The organism is Micromonospora sp. BL1 (assembly GCF_003667485.1).
Taxonomy (GTDB): Bacteria; Actinomycetota; Actinomycetes; order Mycobacteriales; family Micromonosporaceae; genus Micromonospora; species Micromonospora tulbaghiae.
Genome location: NZ_RCVK01000297.1, coordinates 19,340 through 38,469, shown reverse-complemented (window position 1 = coordinate 38,469; position 19,130 = coordinate 19,340). Strand labels below are relative to the sequence as shown.

Below are 19,130 nucleotides of genomic sequence, written 5' to 3'. Positions count from 1 at the left end.
AGGTGGGCCTGGATGTTGCTCAGGGAGACGTCCGCCGCGCTCGCCGCGCCGGACGTCTCCCTGAGCAACATCCAGGCCCACCTCACCCAGTTCAACTCCATCGCCACCAGCAACGGCGGCAACCGGCGCTCCGGCTCGGCCGGCTACACGGCGTCGGTCAACTACGTCAAGGGCAAGCTCCAGGCCGCCGGCTACACGGTCACCGAGCAGAACTGCTCCACCTGCACCTACCCGGGCAACAACCTGATCGCCGAGTGGCCGCAGGGCCCCTCCGACCAGGTCGTCATGTTCGGCGCGCACCTGGACGGCGTCGCCGCCGGCCCCGGCATCAACGACAACGCCTCCGGCTCGTCGGTGCTGCTGGAGAACGCGCTGGTGCTGGCCGCGCAGAACCCGACCATGACCAAGCGGGTCCGGTTCGCCTGGTGGAACGGCGAGGAGCAGGGCCTCCAGGGCTCCAAGCACTACGTCAACCAGCTCAGCTCCACCCAGCGCGGCTACATCAAGGGCTACTACAACTTCGACATGGTGGGCTCGCCCAACGGCGGCTACTTCATCAACCGGATCACCTCGGCCACCGCCGCGCCGCTGAAGGCGTACTGGGACTCGTTCGGCATCTCGCCGGAGGAGAACACCGAGGGGCAGGGCCGCTCCGACGACTACTCGTTCGCCAACGCCGGCATCCAGACCTCCGGCTACGCGGCCGGCGCGAGCTACACCAAGAGCTCGGCGCAGGCCAGCAAGTGGGGCGGCACCGCGGGCGCGGCGTACGACGGGTGCTACCACCGCTCCTGCGACAACACCAGCAACATCAACACGACCATCCTCAACCGGGCCGCGGACGGCGTCGCGTACGCGATCTGGCAGCTCGCGGTCGGCGGCGGCACCCCGACCAACGACTTCTCCGTCTCGGTGAGCCCCACCTCCGGCAGCGTCGCCCGGGGCGGCTCCACCACCGCCACCGTCAGCACCGCCACCGCCGCCGGCAGCGCGCAGACCGTGGCGCTGTCCGCCAGCGGCGCCCCGAGCGGCGTCTCGGTGAGCTTCAGCCCGTCGTCGGTCACCTCGGGCGGCTCGTCCACCATGACCGTCACCGCCTCGTCGACGGCCACCACCGGCACGTTCACGCTCACCGTGACCGGCACCGGCTCGGCCACCCGCACCGCCAGCTACACGCTCACCGTGACCGGCGGAAGCGGCGGCTGCACCGGCGGCCAGCTCATCGGCAACAGCAGCTTCGAGTCCGGCACCACGCCGTGGACGGCCAGCTCCGGCGTCATCACCAACGACTCCCGGCAGGCGGCCCGCACCGGGTCGTACAAGGCGTGGATGAACGGGTACGGCTCCTCGCGTACCGAGACGCTGTCCCAGTCGGTCACGCTGCCGGCCGGGTGCAGCAGCTACACGTTCTCGTTCTGGCTGCACATCGACACGGCCGAGACGACCAGCTCGACCGCGTACGACAAGCTGACCGTGCAGGTCGGCTCGACCACGCTGGCCACGTACTCGAACCTGAACAAGGCCACCGGCTACACCCAGCGCACCTTCAACCTGGCCGCGTACGCGGGTCAGACGGTCACGCTGAAGTGGACCGGCGTCGAGGACTCCTCGCTGCAGACCAGCTTCGTCGTGGACGACGTGACGCTGCAGGTCGGCTGAGCGGTCCCGGGCGGGGTGGGCGCCGGCCCGCCCCGCCCGGGTCTCAGGTGATCGGCAGCGCCTTGGCGCCCGCGCCCTTGACCGACCGGGTCAGCGAACGCTCGGAGACCCACAGGAAACACTGCACGCCCCGGTCGCCGTCCCGCCACTGCTCCTCGAACGGGTGGTAGATGATGGTGCCGGCCCGGTACTGCATGTTGCCGTCGTTCGGCAGCTTCGCGTACTTGGCGATCAGGCCGCGGCACGCCTTGTGCGTGCGCAGCGGCGTGCGCTCGAACTCGGCGTAGCTGATGTCCGGCGCCTGGTAGACGCCGACGAACTCGGCGTGGTGCCGGGAGGTGCAGGCCACCGGCCGCATCGCCTGCACCTCGTCCTTGCTCAGCTTCGGGTTGAAACAGCCGAACGCGAGCTTGGAGCCGGGCTGCAAGGCGCCCCGCAGGCTGCCGGTGCGCTGGGCCACGGCGCCCTCGTCCAGGTCGGTGATCTCGGCGACGTCGCAGCGGTACCAGCGGGCCCCGCCGGACCACGCGAGCGCCGAGGGGAAGACCACCGCCAGGCGCAGCCGCCCGCCGCGCCAGTCCGCGCCGACGGCCCGGGTGACCTGCCGGGCGCAGTCGGCGTGCGCGGCGCGCATCCCGGCCGAACCGGTACGCGGCGGCGCGGAACGCTCCGCCTCCGCGCCGGTCATCGTGCCCACGTGCAGCGTCTCGGTGCGGTGCGGGGCGGCGCAGTCGACCGGCTGGTAGCCGCTGAGGTAGCCGACGTCGGCGACGGTGGGGTGACAGGCGCCGGACTTCGGCACGAAACCGACCGGCGCGGCGAACGCGGGCCAGTCGTCGACCAGGTCGCGGTCCACTCCGGCCGGCGCGGCACAGCCGCCGAGCGCCAGCGCCAGCGCCGCGCCCACGGTGACCGCCACCCGCCATCGCCGCATCCCGACCGACCTCCCCCGCGCATCCGGCGCCACCCGGTCGACCGGTACGCCTCGGCGGTGCAGCATACGGCAGCGGCTCAGGTGACCGGGAGTCCCTCGGGCCCGGCGCCGCGCACCGAGCGGTTCAGCTTGCGGTCGTCACTCCACAGGAAACAGCGCACGCCCCGGTCGCCCTCCTCCCACTCCCGCTGCGACGGCGGATAGAAGATGGATCCGGCCCGGTACGGCAGTTCGGCGTTGTCCGGCACCTCGGCGAACGCGGCGATGAGCGTCATGCAGCGCCGGTGCGTGGCGGGCGCGCCCCGGGTGAACTCGGCCCAGCTCATGTCGCCTTCCTCGTACACGCCGACGAACTCGGCCCGGTGCGGTTCGGTGCACAGCACCGGGGCCATGTAGTTGAGGTTCTGGCCGATCAGCTTCGGGTCGAAGCACCTGTGCACCAGCGGGTTGTCGCCGACGAGCGCGCCGCGCAGGCTGCCGACCCGGTTGACCGGGCGGGTGTTGTCGATGCTGTCGGTCTCGGCCAGGTCGCAGCGGAACCAGCGGGCACCGGACGTCCAGGCGGTGACGGTGGGCAGCGCGATGTTCAGGGTCAGCCGGGCGGCGTGCCAGTCCCCGCCGATCATCTCCCGGGCCCGCTGGTCGCACTCGGCGCGCGCGGTCCGCAGCGCCGGTGAGCCCGGTTCCGGGCGTACGCCCTGCGCCGCCGGCCCGCTGAACCGGCCGACGTGCACGGTCTCGGCCAGGTGGCTGCCCGCGCAGTTCACCGTCTCGTACGTCGCGGCGGCCACCACTGTGCTCAGCCGGGGCAGGCACGCCTCGGTCGCCGGGACGAACAGCTGCGGCACCGGCAGCGCCGCCCAGTCGTCGATCAGGTCGCCGTCGGCCCGGTGTGTCTGAGCGCATCCGGCGAGCACCGCAGTCACGGCGCCGGCCAGCGCGAGCACGTGGAGCCACCGTCGCATCGTCCGCCCCTTCCGGGAGAGATGACAGCCGGTCGCCACAGGCCCGACCGGCGTCCCCCGCGCCCGGGCGTGCAGCATACGTGACCGTCCCTGTAGGAGTTTCGTCATCTTTCAATCGATCGGCCAGTCACCGGCGACTATTCGTGCCGATTTTCTCTCCGGACGGCCGGATGGTGCACCACCGGTGAATGGGGCATCACCACCTGTCACTCCGGGAGACGTGCCGCGACCTCCGGATCACCGCGTTCGTACACTGGCCCGGTGACCGTACCGCCGCCGATCGTCGCGCCGAGCATCCTGGCCGCCGATTTCGCCCGCCTCGCCGACGAGGTCCGTGCCGTGGAGCCCGCCGCCGACTGGCTGCACGTCGACGTCATGGACAACCACTTCGTGCCCAACCTGACCATCGGACTGCCGGTGGTGCAGAGCCTGCGCGCCGTCACCGGGATCCCGTTCGACGTGCACCTGATGATCACCGACCCGCGCCGCTGGGCGCCCGGGTACGCCGACGCCGGGGCGTACAACGTCACGTTCCACGCCGAGGCGTGCGACGACCCGGTGGCGCTGGCGAAGGACCTGCGCTCGGCCGGGGCGAAGGCGGGGCTGGCGATCGACCGGGACACCCCGATCGAGCCGTACCTGGAGCTGCTGCCGAGCTTCGACACGCTGCTGATCATGACGATCAAGGCCGGCTTCGGCGGCCAGCGTTTCCTGCCGCAGCTGCTGGACAAGGTGCGCGCGGCCCGCCGGCACGTCGACAGCGGACACCTGGAGCTGCGCATCGAGGTCGACGGCGGCATCGCCGCGGACACCATCGAGCAGGCCGCCGCGGCCGGCGCCGACGCGTTCGTCGCGGGCACCGCCGTCTACGGCGCCGACGATCCCGCGGAGGCGGTACGCCGCCTGCGGGGCCTGGCGGAACGCGCGATGACCGGGGCCTGAGATGGACCCGGCCGGCGAGCGACCCGACGTGATCCTCGTCGTCGACGACGACGAGGACATCGCCCGCTTCGTCGAGTTCAACCTGCGCCTGCACGGCTTCGAGGTGCTGCACGCCGCCGACGGCCAGGAGGCGCTGGAGATCATCGAGCGGCAGCGGCCCGACCTGGCGGTGGTCGACCTGATGATGCCGCGCATCGACGGGCTGGAACTGACCCGGCGGCTGCGCGCCGACCCGATGACCTCGGCCCTGCCGGTGATCATGCTCACCGCCAAGGGGATGACCCAGGACAAGGTCAACGGGCTCAGCGTCGGCGCGGACGACTACCTGGTCAAACCGTTCGACACGCTGGAACTGGTGGCCCGGGTCAACTCCACGCTGCGGCGCAACAAGGAGTTCCGGGAGGTCTCCCCGCTGACCGGGCTGCCCGGCAACAGCCGGATCCGGCGGGAGATCAGCGACCGGGTGCGCAACGGCGTCGACTACGCCGTCGGCTACATCGACATCGACCGGTTCAAGAGCGTCAACGACCGGTACGGCTTCGTGCGCGGCGACGAGTTCATCTCGGCGCTGGCCCGCAGCCTGCACCGGGCGGTGGTGTCGATCGGGCTGCCGCCGGCGTTCCTCGGCCACGTCGGCGGTGACGACTTCGTCATCGTCTGCACCCCGGGTCAGGTCCGGCCGCTGACCAGCCGGGCCGTCGTCGACTTCGAGAAGGCCGCGGACGCGCTCTACGACGCGACCGACCGGGAACGCGGCTTCGTCGAGCTGAAGGACCGGCGCGGCAACATCCGCCGCGCCGCGCTCGTCACGCTCTCCATCGGCGTGTCGCTGTCCGATTCCGGCAAGCGGTTCACCGATCCGCTGGAGGCGATCGCGGTGGCCTCGGAGATGAAGACGGTGGCCAAGAGCCAGCCCGGCTCGTACGTGGCGGTGGACCGCCGGCGCGGCGTCACCTGAGGCGGTCCTGTGAGGTAGCTCGCCTCTGTGGCGCGCGCCCGGGCGGAACGTGTAAGACTTCCCGTATACCCACCACGCGCTGGCGGGGCTCGGTGAAATTCCGAACCGGCGGTGATCCACGGTCCGACCGTGGTAAGCCCGCGACCCGGACGGCTTCGGCCGGACGGTGGACCTGGTGAGAATCCGGGGCCGACGGTTGGGGTGCGGCTCGTCCGCCCCCAGAAAGTCCGGATGGGAGACAGCGCGCGGAACGGGGGAGGCCCCTGCCGGCCGCTGAGCACCCTCAGCCGCCGCGTGGGCTCCCCGGGGTCGGCGTCGCCGTCCCCGGGTTCTCCGCCGCCGCGTGTCCGCGGCTTTCGTGGCCGTTGCTCCCGAACCTGCCCGCGCGCGACCGGCGAGCGGGAGGACAGGCGGCCATGGCGAGCGTCTCCGTCGACGAGGCGATGCGTCGTGCCATCGAACTGGCCGCGCGCGGCCTCGGCGCCACGAGCCCCAACCCGGTGGTCGGCTGCGTGCTGCTCGACACCGACGGCGAGGTCGTCGGCGAGGGTTTCCACGCGTACGCCGGCGGCCCGCACGCGGAGATCGTCGCGCTGGCGCAGGCCGGCACGCGCGCCCGCGGCGGCACCGCGGTGGTCACCCTGGAGCCCTGCGACCACACCGGCCGCACCGGCCCGTGCAGCCACGCGCTCATCGCCGCCGGGGTGTCCCGCGTGGTGATCGCCGTGCCCGACCCCAACCCGGTCGCCTCCGGCGGCGCCGCCACGCTGCGCGCCGCCGGGGTCCAGGTCGCCCTGGGGGTACGCGCGCAGGAGGCCGAGGCCGGCAACGTGGCCTGGCTGACCTCGATGCGCCGGGGCTGGCCGTACGTGATCTGGAAGTACGCGGCCACGCTCGACGGGCGTTCCGCCGCGGCCGACGGCACCAGCATGTGGATCACCTCGGAGGCGGCCCGGATCGACGTGCACGCGCTGCGCGGCACCGTCGACGCGGTGCTCGCCGGAGTGGGCACCGTGCTCACCGACGACCCCCGGCTGACCGCCCGCAACCTGCGCGACGGCACGCTCGCCATCCGGCAGCCGCTGCGGGTCGTGGTGGACAGCTCGGGGCGTACCCCCGCCGAGGCCCGGGTCCGCGACGGCGCCGCCCGCACGTGGGTGGCCACCGCCGCGGAGGTCGGCGCCGGGCCGGACGGCCGGGTCGACCTGCCGGCGCTGCTCGCGGAGCTGCACCACCGGGGCGTGCGGGCCGCGCTGCTGGAGGGCGGGCCCACGCTGGCCGGCGCGTTCCTCGCCGCCGGCCTGGTCGACAAGATCGTCGGGTACGTCGCGCCGAAGCTGCTCGGCGCCGGCCCGACCGCGCTGCTCGACGCCGGCGTGAGCACCATCGCCGACGCCATCGATCTGGAGATCACCGACGTTACGCGGGTCGGTCCCGACCTGCGGATCACCGCGCTGCCCCGGAAGAGGGAGGGCTGACATGTTCACCGGCATCGTCGAGGAACTGGGCGAGATCGTCCGGAGCACCGAGACCGGCGACGACTCCGCGCTGGTCGCCATCCGCGGCCCGCTCGTCACCTCGGACGCCCGGCACGGCGACTCGATCGCGGTCAACGGCGTCTGCCTGACGGTGGTCGACGTCGACGGCGGCGTGTTCACCGCCGACGTGATGGGCGAGACGCTGCGCCGCACCGCACTCGGCGCGCTGCGTCCCGGCGACCCGGTCAACCTGGAACGGGCCGCCGCGCTCGACAGCCGCCTGGGCGGGCACCTGGTGCAGGGCCACGTCGACGGCGTCGGCGAGATCGTCGCCCGGGAGCCGGCGGCGCAGTGGGAGACGGTGCGGTTCCGGCTGCCCGCCGGGCTGGCCCGGTACGTGGTGGAGAAGGGCTCGATCACCGTCGACGGCGTGTCCCTGACCGTCGCCGAGGTGGGCGACGACTGGTTCTCGGTCGGCCTGATCCCGACCACGCTGAAGCTCACCGTGCTCGGCACGAAGCGGATCGGCGACCCGGTCAACCTGGAGGTGGACGTGCTGGCCAAGTACGTCGAGCGGCTGCTCGGCGACCGGAGCGCGGGGGGTGCCCGGTGATGGGCCCGCTCGGCTGGCTGCTCGACGCCCAGGTGCACGTGGCCGGCTCGCCGGTGCTGGTGCGGGAGATCGTCGGCAACGTGTTCGGGCTCGGCTCGGCGCTGCTCGGGCTGCGCCGGGTGGTCTGGGCCTGGCCGGTCGGCATGATCGGCAACGCGCTGCTGCTCACCGTGTTCCTCGGCGGCGTCTTCGTCACCCCGCAGGCGCACGACCTCTACGGCCAGGCCGGCCGGCAGGTCTTCTTCTTCGCCGTCAGCGTGTACGGCTGGTGGCGCTGGTCGCGCAACCGGCGCGCCGGTGGCGGGGACGAGCCGGCCGTGGTGCCGCGCTGGGCCACCTGGCGGGAGCGGCTCGGCCTGCTCGTGGCCGCCGCCGCCGGCACCGCCGCCGCGTACCCGGTGCTCGCCGCGCTGGGCTCGTGGGGGCCGCTGCCGGACGCCTGGATCCTGGTCGGCAGCCTGCTCGCCACGTACGGCATGGCCCGCGGCTGGGTGGAGTTCTGGCTGATCTGGATCGCCGTCGACGCGGTCGGTGTGCCACTGCTGCTGCGCGGCGGCTTCTACCCGTCGGCCGCCATGTACCTGGTCTACGGCGCGTTCTGCGCGGCCGGCCTGTACAGCTGGTGGCGCACCTCCCGGGCCGTCGCGACCGCGCCCGCCCCGATCCCGGCGACGTACTCGGAGGCCGTGGCATGAGCACGTTCGGATCGATCGAGCAGGCGGTGGCGGACATCGCCGCCGGGCGTCCGGTGGTCGTGGTCGACGACGAGGACCGGGAGAACGAGGGCGACCTGATCTTCGCGGCCGAGCTGGCCACGCCGGAGCTGGTCGCGTTCATGGTCCGCTACACGTCCGGCTACATCTGCGTGCCGCTGACCGAGGACGAGTGCGACCGGCTGGACCTGCCGCCGATGCACCACACCAACCAGGACCGGCGCGGCACCGCGTACACGGTGACGGTGGACGCCCGGGAGGGCGTCAGCACCGGCATCTCGGCCGCCGACCGGTCGCACACCATCCGGCTGCTCGCCGACGCCGCGACCGGCCCGACCGACCTGGCCCGGCCCGGTCACGTGGTGCCGCTGCGCGCCCGTGCCGGCGGGGTGCTGCGCCGCCCCGGGCACACCGAGGCGGCGGTGGACCTGACCCGGCTGGCCGGGCTGCGCCCGGCCGGGGTGCTCTGCGAGCTGGTCAACGACGACGGCACCATGATGCGCCTGCCGGACCTGGAGAAGTTCTGCGCCGAGCACGGCCTGACGCTGGTCACCATCGCGGACCTGATCGCCTACCGGCGGCGTACCGAGAAGCAGGTCGAGCTGGCCGCCGAGGCCCGGATGCCCACCCCGTACGGCGTGTTCCGGGCGCTCGGCTACCGCGCCGAGCACGACCCGGCCGAGCACGTCGCGCTGGTCATGGGCGACCTCGGCGACGGGCGGGACGTGCTGGTGCGGGTGCACTCCGAGTGCCTCACCGGCGACGTGTTCGGCTCGCTGCGCTGCGACTGCGGGCCGCAGCTGCAGGCCGCGCTGGCGCGGGTCGCCGCGGAGGGGCGCGGCGTGGTCCTCTACGTGCGCGGGCACGAGGGCCGGGGCATCGGCCTGCTGCACAAGCTCCAGGCGTACCAGCTCCAGGACCAGGGCCGCGACACCGTGGACGCGAACCTCGACCTCGGGCTGCCGGCCGACGCCCGCGACTACGGCACCGGCGCGCAGATCCTCTACGACCTGGGCGTCCGGACGATGCGGCTGCTGACGAACAACCCGGCCAAGCGGGCCGGCCTGGAGGGGTACGGCCTCACCGTGACCGGCCGGGAGGGGCTGCCGGTGCGGTCCAACCCGGAGAACGTGCGCTACCTGCGCACCAAGCGGGACCGGATGGGCCACCTGCTGGACGGACTGGACGAGGTGACCGAGGCGCCGATGGGTCGCCCGGTCGCCGGTGACGAGATCGGAGCGTAGGGCGATGGCGGGTTTCGGTGAGCCGGGCGTGACCGCGGTGGACGCCGCCGGGATGACGGTCGGCGTGGTGGCCGCCCGGTGGCACGGCGACCTGACCGACCACATGACCGAGCGGGCGGTGGCCGCCGCGCAGGCCTGCGGGGCGCGGGCCGTGGTGGCCCGGGTGGCCGGCTCGGTGGAGCTGCCGGTGGTGGCCCAGGCGATGGCCCGCCGCTTCGACGTGGTGGTCGCGCTCGGCGTGGTGGTACGCGGCGCGACGGCACACTTCGACTACGTCTGCCAGTCGGTCACCGAAGGGCTGACCCGGGTGGCGCTGGACGAGGGCAGGCCGGTGGCGCACGGGGTGCTGACCGTGGACACCATCGAGCAGGCCCGGGACCGGGCCGGGCTGCCCGGCTCGGCCGAGGACAAGGGCTGGTCGGCGACGGTGGCCGCGCTGGACGCGGCCTTGGCCGTCCGCGCGCTGGACGCCCAGTCCGCCCACCGGGTCGGCTTCGCCTGACCCACCCGGCCCGTCACCGGGAGCGGCTGGAAGAATCGCCTTCCGTGAAGACGTTCGAGGAGTTGTTCGCCGAGCTGCAGGCCAAGGCCGCCGCCGGCACCCCGGGCTCGGGCACGGTCGAGGCGCTCGCCAAGGGCGTGCACTTCATCGGCAAGAAGGTCGTCGAGGAGGCGGCCGAGTCGTGGATGGCCGCCGAGCACGAGGGCCCGGAGCGGGCCGCCGAGGAGATCTCCCAGCTGCTCTACCAGGCGCAGGTGCTGATGCTCGCCACCGGCCTGGAACTGAAGGACGTCTACCGACATCTGTGAGTGCCCGTCCGCTGATCATCCGATCGAACGAAGGAGCACTCCCATGCTGCGTGTCGCAGTACCCAACAAGGGCGCCCTGGCCGAGTCGGCCGCCGGGATGCTGCGCGAGGCGGGCTACCGCCAGCGCACCGACCCGAAGGACCTGGTCTGCCGGGACGAACCCAACGACATCGAGTTCTTCTACCTGCGTCCCAAGGACATCGCCACCTACGTCGGCTCCGGTGACCTGGACGTCGGCATCACCGGCCGCGACCTGCTGATCGACTCCGGCGCGCCGGCCGAGGAGGTGGTCGACCTCAACTTCGGGCGGGCCACGTTCCGGTTCGCCGCCCGGCCCGACGACGTCGCCTCCGTCCAGCAGCTCGGCGGGCACCGCATCGCCACCGCGTACCCGGGTCTGGTCGAGCGGCACCTGGCCGAGCTGGGCGTCAAGGCCGACGTGATCCGCCTGGACGGCGCGGTGGAGAACGCCATCCGCCTCGGCGTGGCCGACGTCGTCGCCGACGTGGTGGAGACCGGCGCGACGCTGCGCCAGGCCGGCCTGGTGGTCTTCGGCGAGCCGCTGCTGCGCTCCTCGGCGGTGCTGGTCCGCCGCGCCGGCGCGACCGGCGGCGCGCAGCAGGAGCAGCTGCAGCGCCGGCTGCACGGCGTCCTGGTCGCCCGCCGGTACGTGATGCTCGCCTACGACGTGCCGGCCGGCCTGCTCGACCGGGCCAGCTCGCTGACCCCGGGCATCGAGTCGCCGACGGTCTCGCCGCTGCACCGGGAGGGCTGGGTCGCGGTGCAGGCGATGGTGCTCCGCGACGACGTGCACCGGATCATGGACGAGCTGTACGAGCTGGGCGCCCGCGCGATCCTGGTCACCAACATCCACGCCTGCCGGCTGTGAGGCCGCTGCCGCTCCCGGCCGCGCTGGCCGTGGTCGTGGCCGGCGGCGTGGCCTCGGCCGCCCAGGGCGCGGTCAACGCCGAGATGGGGGAGCGGACCGGCGCCCCGGTCCTCGGCGCGGTGGTCAACAACCTCGGCGGCTGCCTGCTGGTGCTGGCCGGGATCGTGGCGCTGCCCTCGATGCGCGCCGGGCTGGCCGGGCTGCGCCGCTCCGGCCTGCCGTGGTGGACGTACCTCGGCGGGGTGGGCGGCGCGGTGATCGTGCTGGTCGCGCCGGTGGTGGTGCCGGTGCTCGGGGTGGCGGTGTTCACCATCGCCCAGGTGGCCGGCGGCAGCCTCGGCGGCCTCGCGGTGGACCGGGCCGGGCTGGCCGCCACCGGCCGGATGCCGCTCACGGTGCCCCGGGTCGGCGGGGCGGTGCTCGGCGTCGGCGCTGTCGCGCTCGCCCAGCTCGGCCGCCCGATCGGTGACCTGGCGGTCGGGCTGGTGCTGCTCTGCGTCCTGGGCGGGCTGGCGGTGGCCGGGCAGTCCGCGCTCAACGGCCGGGTCGCCGCCTCGGTCGGCCCGGCCGCCGGCCTCGCCGTCAACTTCGCGGTCAGCACCGTGGTGATCGGCGCGGTCGCGGCGCTCACCGGCGCGCTCGCGAGCCAGCCCCGCTGGCCTGCCCAGTGGTGGCTCTACCTCGGTGGCCTGCTCGGCGTCGGGATCGTGCTCTCGCTGCTGGTCGGGGTACGCGCCGCCGGGGTGCTGCGGACCGGCCTGGCGCTGGTGGCCGGGCAGCTCGGCGGCGCGCTGCTGCTCGACCTCGTACTGCCCGGCGGCCCCGGTGTCCGGCTGCCGGTGCTGGCCGGCGCCCTGCTCACGCTGCTCGCCGTGGTGGTCACCAGCCTGCGCCGGCGCGGCCCGGACCGTGTGGCGGCCGAAGGCGTGCCCGAACCGGATGGCAGACTGGTCGGGTGAGCGATTCCGTGGTGACCGTGCGACCCCGCCGCGTCCGGGTCGTCTGCTGGGCCTCGGCCGTCACGCTGATCGTGGTGTTCAGCCTCGTCGCGACGTCGCTGACCGGCGCCACCGGCAACGGCTACGGCACGTTCCAGCGCGGCGACCAGTTCGCCATGATCGGTCTGGGTGTCTTCGGCGCGCTGGGCTTCCTGCTGTTCACCCGCCCCCGCGTGGTCGCCGACGCCAGGGGCGTCCGGGTGCGCAACGTGTTCAGCTCGTACGAGCTGCCGTGGGAGGTCGTCCGTGGTGTCCGGTTCGACCGGGGCGCCCCGTGGGCCAGCCTGGAGCTGCACGACGACGACCTGCTGCCGATGGTCGCGTTGCAGGCCGCCGACAAGGAGAGCGCCGTCGAGGCGGTCCGCGCGCTGCGCCGCCTGCACCAGGCGCACCTGGCGGCGCTGTCCGCCGGCCAGTCGGCACCCCGCTGACCAGCGAGCCCGGTTTGGGCGGGCCTGGGCCGAGGGTGTAGTGTTGCGGAGTCGACCAGACTGCCCCCGTCCCTGACGCGCGGGCGGTCGAGAAGCGGAGCGCCCGCTCCCACCCGAGTCGCCGCCACGGTGGCCGGGTCCGGTCCCCGGTTTCGGGCACGTCCCGACGCCGGATGCGCGATCCTGTGATCGTGCCGACCGGTCGAGTGGGCCCTGGCATACGCCGGGGCCTTCTGCTTTCCGGGTCGGCTCCCACCCGGGAGCCCACGGAGTCGGCACCGTAGGAGACTCGACTCGAGGAGGCCCCATCAGCGTCGAACCACGCGTGAACGAGCAGATCCGGGCACGTGAGGTCCGACTGGTCGGCCCTGAGGGTGAGCAGGTGGGCATCGTCCCGCTTGAGCGCGCCCTGCAGCTGGCCGCGGACGTCGACCTGGACCTGGTCGAGGTTGCGCCGATGGCGCGCCCGCCGGTGTGCAAGCTCATGGACTTCGGCAAGTTCAAGTACGAGAGCGCACTCAAGGCGCGCGAAGCGCGGCGTAACCAGCAGCAGACCGTCATCAAGGAGATGAAGCTCCGGCCGAAGATCGACCCGCACGACTACGAGACCAAGAAGGGTCACGTGGTGCGGTTCCTCAAGGCCGGCGACAAGGTCAAGGTGACGATCATGTTCCGCGGTCGCGAGCAGAGCCGCCCGGAGCTGGGTTACCGGCTCCTGCGCCGGCTCGAGTCCGAGATCACGGACCTGGGATACGTCGAGGCCGCGCCGAAGCAGGACGGCCGAAACATGATCATGGTTCTCGCTCCGCACCGGGCCGTGAAGGCCTCCGCGGTCGCCGCCACGGCGTCCCGCGGTGGACCGCGCGACCGGGCTGCGGAGGAATCGGCCGCTCCGGCGACCGGCGAGACCCCGGCGGCCGGCGAGACCGCAGCAGCCGGTGAGACCGGCACGACCGCTGAGACCAGCGGCCAGTAACAGGGGAGAAGACGTTCCAATGCCGAAGATGAAGAGCCACACGGGTATGGGCAAGCGGGTCAAGGTGACCGGCAAGGGCAAGATCGTTGCCCAGCAGGCCGGCCTTCGCCACAACCTGGAGAAGAAGCCCAGCACCCAGACCCGTCGGCTGACCGGCACCGTCGAGCTGGCCAAGGCCGACACCAAGCGCATCAAGAAGCTGCTCGGCCGCTGACGCGAGCCACCTGAACCGAAGAAGGAGTTGAGATGGCACGCGTCAAGCGGGCTGTGAACGCCCAGAAGAAGCGTCGTACCCTGCTGGAGACCGCGAGTGGTTACCGCGGTCAGCGCTCCCGGCTGTACCGCAAGGCCAAGGAGCAGGTGCTGCACTCGATGCAGTACTCCTACCGGGACCGTCGCGACCGCAAGGGCGACTTCCGGCAGCTCTGGATCCAGCGGATCAACGCCGGCGCCCGGGCCAACGGCCTGACCTACAACCGGCTGATCCAGGGCCTGCGCCTGGCCGGCATCGAGGTCGACCGGAAGATCCTGGCCGACATGGCCGTCAACGACGCCGCCTCGTTCGCGGCGATCGTCGAGCTGGCCCGCGCCGCCGTGGCGGCCGAGGGCACCGGTGGCGCCGCGGCTCAGGCCGCCTGACCCACCCCGTACGGCAGATCGAGGCGTCTCCCATGCAGTCACAGTCGCAGGGGAGGCGCCTCGACGCCGTTCCCGGACCGTTCACCCCGCGTACCCCGAGGGTCGTGGCGGCCCGCCGATTGCAGCGCCGGCGCGACCGCGACCAGGCCGGCCGGTTCCTGGCCGAGGGGCCGCAGGCGGTCCGTGAGGCGCTCGCCCGCACCGGCACCGTGGTCGAGCTGTTCGGCACCCCGGCGGCGCTCGACCGGTACGCCGATCTCGCCGCCGCTGCCGCCCGGGCCGACGTGCCGGTCTCCGAGGTGACCGACGACGCGCTCGCGGCGCTCACCGAGACGGTCGCACCGCAGGGCCTGGTGGCGGTCTGCCGGCACCTCGACGTACCCCTGGAGCAGGCTGCGGCGCGCGGGCCGCGACTGGTCGCGGTGCTCGCCGGGATCCGCGACCCGGGCAACGCCGGCACGGTGCTGCGCACCGCCGACGCGGCCGGCGCGGGCGCTGTGGTCTTCGCCGGCGAGGCGGTCGACCCCTACAACGGCAAGTGCGTGCGGGCCTCCGCCGGCAGCCTCTTCCACGTCGACGTGGTGCGCGCCGCCGACCCGCTCGCCGCCGTCGAGGCGCTGCGGGCCGCCGGCCTCACCATCTTCGCCACCACCGGGTACGGCGACAGCGACCTGGACGACCTCGCCGACGCAGGACGGCTGGCCACACCTGCCGCGTGGCTGTTCGGCTCGGAGGCGCACGGCCTGCCCGACGAGCTGACCGCCGCGGCCGACGCCCGGGTCCGGGTGCCGCTGCACGGGCGCGCGGAGAGCCTGAACCTGGCTGCGGCGGCGGCCGTGTGCCTGTATTCTTCCGCCAGAGCACAGCGTGCCCCCAGGGCCACGCACGACACAGCAGGGGAGTCCGCCTCGTCATGAACGCGCCACGGCGTTCGTTTAGCCAGCCCGCCGGTGTCGGCGGGCGGCGGGCCTGACCCTTCCCCCTGCACGACTCCCCACCGGCGGGCTGCGGCGAAGCCGCGCGTCCGTAGACTCGCCTAGCCACCCGTGAGGGTCGGCGCCGCCGTGAGGGAGTGCCCGTTCACCATGAGCTACCGCAACGATCCGTACGACCCGAAGCAGGTCGCCCTGCTCGACCCGGACGCCCTGGCCGGGGCCGTGGCCGACGCCGAGAAGGCGTTCGCCGACGCGACCGACCCGGACGCGCTCGCCGTGCTGCGCCCCGCGCACCTCGGCGACCGGTCCCCGGTGTCGCTGGCCCGCCGGGAGATCGGCGCGCTGCCGCCGGCCGCGAAGGCCGACGCCGGCAAGCGGGTCAACGAGGCCCGCCGGGCGATCGAGTCCGCGTACGCCGCCCGGCAGGAGATCCTGGACCGGGAACGGGCCGCGCGGGTGCTGGTCGAGGAGCGGGTCGACGTGACCCTGCCGTACGACCGCCGGCCGCGCGGCGCCCGCCACCCGCTGAGCGTGCTGATGGAGCAGATCAGCGACCTGTTCATCGGCATGGGCTACGAGGTGGCCGAGGGCCCCGAGGTCGAACTGGAGTGGACCAACTTCGACGCGCTGAACATCCCGGCCGACCACCCGGCGCGCGGCCTGATGGACACGTTCCACATCGCACCCGAAGGCTCGGGCCTCGTGCTGCGTACGCACACGTCGCCGGTGCAGGCGCGCACCATGCTCACCCGCAAGCCGCCGATCTACGTGGTGGTGCCCGGCCGGGTCTACCGCACCGACGAGCTGGACGCCACCCACGCGCCGGTGTTCCACCAGGTCGAAGGCCTGGTGGTGGACAAGGGCATCACCATGGCGCACCTGCGCGGCACGCTCGACCACTTCGCCCGGGCCATGTTCGGCGAGGGCGCGAAGACGCGCTGGCGGCCGCACTACTTCCCGTTCACCGAGCCGTCGGCGGAGTTCGACGTCTGGTTCCCGGAGCACCGGGACGGTCCGCAGTGGGTCGAGTGGGGCGGCTGCGGCATGGTCAACCCGCGGGTGCTGCGCGCCTGCGGCATCGACCCGGAGGTCTACTCCGGATTCGCGTTCGGCATGGGCATCGACCGGACCGTGATGGTCCGGCACGGCGTCAGTGACATGCGGGACATGGCCGAGGGCGACGTGCGGTTCACCCGCGCGTTCGGCGCCTGAGCTACGGGAACGGTGGTTTAACAGTCATGCGAGTCTCTGTCAGTTGGCTGCGGGAGTACGTCGACCTGCCGGCCGACCTGCCCACCGGCGACCTGGAGCAGGCGCTGGTCGACCTCGGCATCGAGGTCGAGTCCGTCGTGGACCTGCGCGAGTCGGTCACCGGACCGCTGGTCGTCGGCGAGGTCCTGGAGATCGAGGAGCTGACCGGCTTCAAGAAGCCGATCCGCTTCTGCCGGGTGGACGTCGGCGCCGCGAACGGCACCGGCGAGCCGCAGGAAATCGTCTGCGGGGCGCGCAACTTCGCCGTGGGCGACAAGGTCGTGGTCATCCTCCCCGGCGGCGTGCTGCCGGGCGGGTTCGCCATCGGCGCGCGCAAGACGTACGGGCGCAACTCCCACGGCATGATCTGCTCCGCCCAGGAACTGGGGCTCGGCGACGACCACTCGGGCATCGTCGTGCTGCCCGAGGACGTCAAGGCCCAGCCCGGCGACGACGCGCGGCCCGTCGTCGGCCTGGACGACGTCGTGGTCGAGATGGAGATCACCCCGGACCGCGGGTACGCGCTGAGCGTGCGCGGCATCGCCCGGGAGCTGTCGCACGCGCTCGGCGTGCCGTTCCGCGACCCGGCCGACGCGCCCGCGCCCGGCGGGACCACCGAGCCGGCGTACCCGGTGGAGGTCCGTGACCCGGTCGGCTGCGACCGGTTCGCGGCGCGGATGGTGCGCGGCGTCGACCCGACCGTCGAGACGCCCGGCTGGATGCGGCAGCGCCTCACCGTGGCCGGGGTGCGCAGCATCTCGCTCGCCGTCGACATCACCAACTACCTGATGCTCGAACTCGGCCAGCCGATGCACGCCTTCGACGCGGACCGGATCGCCGGCACGCTCGTGGTGCGCCGCGCCGAGGCGGGGGAGAAGCTGACCACGCTGGACGGGGTGAGCCGCTCCCTGTCCGCCGAGGACCTGGTCATCTGCGACGACACCGGTCCGATCTCGCTGGCCGCGGTGATGGGCGGCGAGACCAGCGAGGTGCTCGCCTCCACCACGAACGTGCTGTTCGAGGCGGCGCACTGGGATCCGGCCACCGTCGGCCGTACCGCGCGACGGCACAAGCTGTTCAGCGAGGCCGCGAAGCGGTGGGAGCGTGGCGTCGACCCGGCGCTGCCGCTCGTCGCGCTGGAGAAGGCGGTCCGGCTGCTCACCGACCTCGCCGGCGGCACCGCCGGCGAGGAGGTGCTCGACATCGACCACGTCGCGCCGCGCACGCCCGTGACGCTGCCGGTGGACCTGCCGTCGCGGCGCGTCGGCGTGGCGTACCCGCCGGACCGGGTGGTGGAGCTGCTGGAGCAGGTCGGCTGCACCGTCACCCGCGGCGCCGACCGGCTCGCCGAGGACCCGGGCAGCGTCGGCACGGCCGCCGGTGGCGGTTCCGCCGCCGGGGGTGGCGAGGTACTGACCGTGACGCCGCCGAGCTGGCGGCCCGACCTGACCGACCCGGCCGACCTGGTGGAGGAGGTGGTACGCCTCGACGGCTACGACCGGGTGCCGTCGGTGCTGCCCACCGCGCCGCCCGGCCGGGGCCTGACCTGGCAGCAGCAGCGCCGCCGGGCCGTCGCCCGCTCGCTCGCCGAGCGCGGCTACGTCGAGGTGCTGGCGCAGCCGTTCGTCGCGCCGGAACTGGTCGACCAACTCGGCCTGCCCGCCGACGACCCGCGCCGCCCCGCGGTACGCCTGGCGAACCCGCTGTCGGAGGAGGAGCCGCTGCTGCGCACCACGCTGCTCGGCCCGCTGCTCGGCATCGTCAAGCGCAACGTCGGCCGGGGCCAGCGGGACGTGGCGATCTACGAGATCGGCACCGTCTTCCACCCGCGTCCCGGCGCCGGCGCCCCGCCCGCGATGGGCGTGGACCGGCGGCCCACCGACGAGGAGTTCGCCGCCGCCGACGCGGTCGTACCCGCCCAGCCCCGGCACGTCGCGGTGGCGCTCACCGGCGAGATCGAACCGGCCGGCTGGTGGGGCGCGGGCCGCACGGCCGGCTGGGCGGACGCCGTCGAGGCGGGCCGGGCGGTGCTCGACGCCGCCGGGATCCCCGCCGACCGGGTGACGGTACGGGCCGGGGAGCGGGCGCCCTGGCACCCGGGCCGCTGCGCCGAGCTGGTGGTGGACGACGTGGTCGTCGGCCACGCCGGTGAGCTGCACCCGGCCGTGCTGGCCGCGCTGGAGCTGCCCCGGCGTACCTGCGCCATGGAACTGGACCTGGACGCGCTGCCCGCCGCCCCGCTGGCGGCCGGCCCGACCATCTCCACGTTCCCGCCGGCGCTGATCGACGTGGCGCTGGTGGTGGACGACTCGGTGCCGGCCGCCGAGGTGCGGGCGGCACTGGTCGAGGGCGCGGGCCCGCTGCTGGAGGACGTCCGCCTGTTCGACGTCTACACCTCCGAGCAGCTCGGCGAGGGACGCAAGTCGCTGGCGTACAAGCTGACGTTCCGCGCCCCGGACCGGACCCTCGCGGGCGAGGAGGCGGTGGCCGCGCGCGACGCGGCGGTCGCTGTCGCCGCCGAGCGCTTCGGCGCCACGCTGCGCGGCGCCTGACGCCCTGCCCGTCGTGGAGTTGCGGCCCGGAATCGGGCCGCAACTCCACGGCTGGCGAGAGACCCGCCTCATTCCTATGCACTCGACTGTATGACCTTGCGGCGGTGTGGCCCCGACGGGTAACCTTCTCTGCATAGTCATGC

The 19,130-nt window shown here is 73.5% G+C and carries 20 protein-coding genes and 1 riboswitch; of the genes, 18 read left to right on the top strand and 2 right to left on the bottom strand.

The window, feature by feature from the left end; genetic code table 11:
- The first annotated feature begins 12 nt into the window (after nt 1-12).
- Entirely contained in the window at nt 13-1,659 is a 1,647-nt protein-coding gene (locus tag EAD96_RS22440) for a M28 family peptidase (protein WP_199733269.1), read from the top strand.
- 43 nt (nt 1,660-1,702) lie between these two features.
- On the opposite strand, the gene EAD96_RS22435 is transcribed toward EAD96_RS22440, so the two are convergent.
- Nucleotides 1,703-2,593 (bottom strand): septum formation family protein, encoded by an 891-nt coding sequence (locus EAD96_RS22435; protein ID WP_121685679.1) that lies wholly within the window; start codon nt 2,591-2,593, stop codon nt 1,703-1,705.
- A gap of 77 nt (nt 2,594-2,670) precedes the next feature.
- The gene (locus EAD96_RS22430) at nt 2,671-3,558 is read right to left on the bottom strand and encodes a septum formation family protein (RefSeq protein WP_121685678.1); all 888 of its coding nucleotides are present in this window, start codon (nt 3,556-3,558) and stop codon (nt 2,671-2,673) included.
- Between the two features lie 261 nt (nt 3,559-3,819).
- On the opposite strand from EAD96_RS22430, the gene rpe reads away from it, so the two are divergent.
- The 17 genes from rpe (at nt 3,820) to EAD96_RS22345 (ending at nt 18,987) form a co-directional block, all read left to right on the top strand.
- Nucleotides 3,820-4,500 carry a ribulose-phosphate 3-epimerase gene (gene rpe / locus EAD96_RS22425; RefSeq protein ID WP_013285529.1) on the top strand — a complete coding sequence of 227 codons (681 nt, stop codon included), beginning with the start codon at nt 3,820-3,822 and terminating at the stop codon, nt 4,498-4,500.
- Between the two features lies 1 nt (nt 4,501).
- Entirely contained in the window at nt 4,502-5,458 is a 957-nt protein-coding gene (locus EAD96_RS22420) for a response regulator (protein WP_091424366.1), read from the top strand.
- Between the two features lie 74 nt (nt 5,459-5,532).
- A riboswitch (FMN riboswitch) is annotated at nt 5,533-5,705 on the top strand.
- Nucleotides 5,706-5,874: 169 nt separating this feature from the next.
- Nucleotides 5,875-6,936: a bifunctional diaminohydroxyphosphoribosylaminopyrimidine deaminase/5-amino-6-(5-phosphoribosylamino)uracil reductase RibD gene (gene ribD, locus EAD96_RS22415; protein WP_121685677.1), complete on the top strand. Its 1,062-nt coding sequence runs from the start codon at nt 5,875-5,877 to the stop codon at nt 6,934-6,936.
- Nucleotide 6,937: 1 nt separating this feature from the next.
- The gene (locus EAD96_RS22410) at nt 6,938-7,549 is read left to right on the top strand and encodes a riboflavin synthase (RefSeq protein WP_121685676.1); all 612 of its coding nucleotides are present in this window, start codon (nt 6,938-6,940) and stop codon (nt 7,547-7,549) included.
- On the top strand, nt 7,549-8,244 hold the full coding sequence (gene pnuC / locus EAD96_RS22405; protein ID WP_121685675.1) for a nicotinamide riboside transporter PnuC: 696 nt from the start codon (nt 7,549-7,551) through the stop codon (nt 8,242-8,244). The genes EAD96_RS22410 and pnuC overlap by 1 nt, the downstream gene beginning before the upstream one ends.
- On the top strand, nt 8,241-9,506 hold the full coding sequence (locus EAD96_RS22400) for a bifunctional 3,4-dihydroxy-2-butanone-4-phosphate synthase/GTP cyclohydrolase II (protein ID WP_120573848.1): 1,266 nt from the start codon (nt 8,241-8,243) through the stop codon (nt 9,504-9,506). Before pnuC ends, EAD96_RS22400 begins: the two co-directional genes overlap by 4 nt.
- A 4-nt stretch (nt 9,507-9,510) precedes the next feature.
- Nucleotides 9,511-10,008 carry a 6,7-dimethyl-8-ribityllumazine synthase gene (gene ribH, locus EAD96_RS22395; protein WP_121685674.1) on the top strand — a complete coding sequence of 166 codons (498 nt, stop codon included), beginning with the start codon at nt 9,511-9,513 and terminating at the stop codon, nt 10,006-10,008.
- 26 nt (nt 10,009-10,034) lie between these two features.
- Entirely contained in the window at nt 10,035-10,316 is a 282-nt protein-coding gene (locus EAD96_RS22390; protein WP_198039659.1) for a phosphoribosyl-ATP diphosphatase, read from the top strand.
- A gap of 43 nt (nt 10,317-10,359) precedes the next feature.
- Complete coding sequence (gene hisG / locus EAD96_RS22385; RefSeq protein WP_120570489.1) at nt 10,360-11,205, top strand: ATP phosphoribosyltransferase; 846 nt, start codon at nt 10,360-10,362, stop codon at nt 11,203-11,205.
- Nucleotides 11,202-12,164 (top strand): DMT family transporter, encoded by a 963-nt coding sequence (locus tag EAD96_RS22380; RefSeq protein ID WP_121685673.1) that lies wholly within the window; start codon nt 11,202-11,204, stop codon nt 12,162-12,164. The genes hisG and EAD96_RS22380 overlap by 4 nt, the downstream gene beginning before the upstream one ends.
- Nucleotides 12,161-12,634: a PH domain-containing protein gene (locus EAD96_RS22375; RefSeq protein WP_199733268.1), complete on the top strand. Its 474-nt coding sequence runs from the start codon at nt 12,161-12,163 to the stop codon at nt 12,632-12,634. Before EAD96_RS22380 ends, EAD96_RS22375 begins: the two co-directional genes overlap by 4 nt.
- 325 nt (nt 12,635-12,959) lie before the next feature.
- Nucleotides 12,960-13,610 carry a translation initiation factor IF-3 gene (gene infC, locus EAD96_RS22370; protein ID WP_120570487.1) on the top strand — a complete coding sequence of 217 codons (651 nt, stop codon included), beginning with the start codon at nt 12,960-12,962 and terminating at the stop codon, nt 13,608-13,610.
- 19 nt (nt 13,611-13,629) lie between these two features.
- Nucleotides 13,630-13,824 carry a 50S ribosomal protein L35 gene (gene rpmI, locus EAD96_RS22365; protein ID WP_007075851.1) on the top strand — a complete coding sequence of 65 codons (195 nt, stop codon included), beginning with the start codon at nt 13,630-13,632 and terminating at the stop codon, nt 13,822-13,824.
- Nucleotides 13,825-13,856: 32 nt separating this feature from the next.
- Complete coding sequence (rplT, locus tag EAD96_RS22360; protein WP_043324928.1) at nt 13,857-14,249, top strand: 50S ribosomal protein L20; 393 nt, start codon at nt 13,857-13,859, stop codon at nt 14,247-14,249.
- A 32-nt stretch (nt 14,250-14,281) separates the two neighbouring features.
- Nucleotides 14,282-15,166: an RNA methyltransferase gene (locus EAD96_RS22355; RefSeq protein WP_121685671.1), complete on the top strand. Its 885-nt coding sequence runs from the start codon at nt 14,282-14,284 to the stop codon at nt 15,164-15,166.
- Between the two features lie 168 nt (nt 15,167-15,334).
- Nucleotides 15,335-16,396 (top strand): phenylalanine--tRNA ligase subunit alpha, encoded by a 1,062-nt coding sequence (gene pheS, locus EAD96_RS22350; protein ID WP_121685670.1) that lies wholly within the window; start codon nt 15,335-15,337, stop codon nt 16,394-16,396.
- 26 nt (nt 16,397-16,422) lie between these two features.
- Nucleotides 16,423-18,987, top strand: a complete 2,565-nt coding sequence (locus EAD96_RS22345) for a phenylalanine--tRNA ligase subunit beta (protein WP_121685669.1) — start codon at nt 16,423-16,425, stop codon at nt 18,985-18,987.
- Nucleotides 18,988-19,130: the final 143 nt, after the last annotated feature.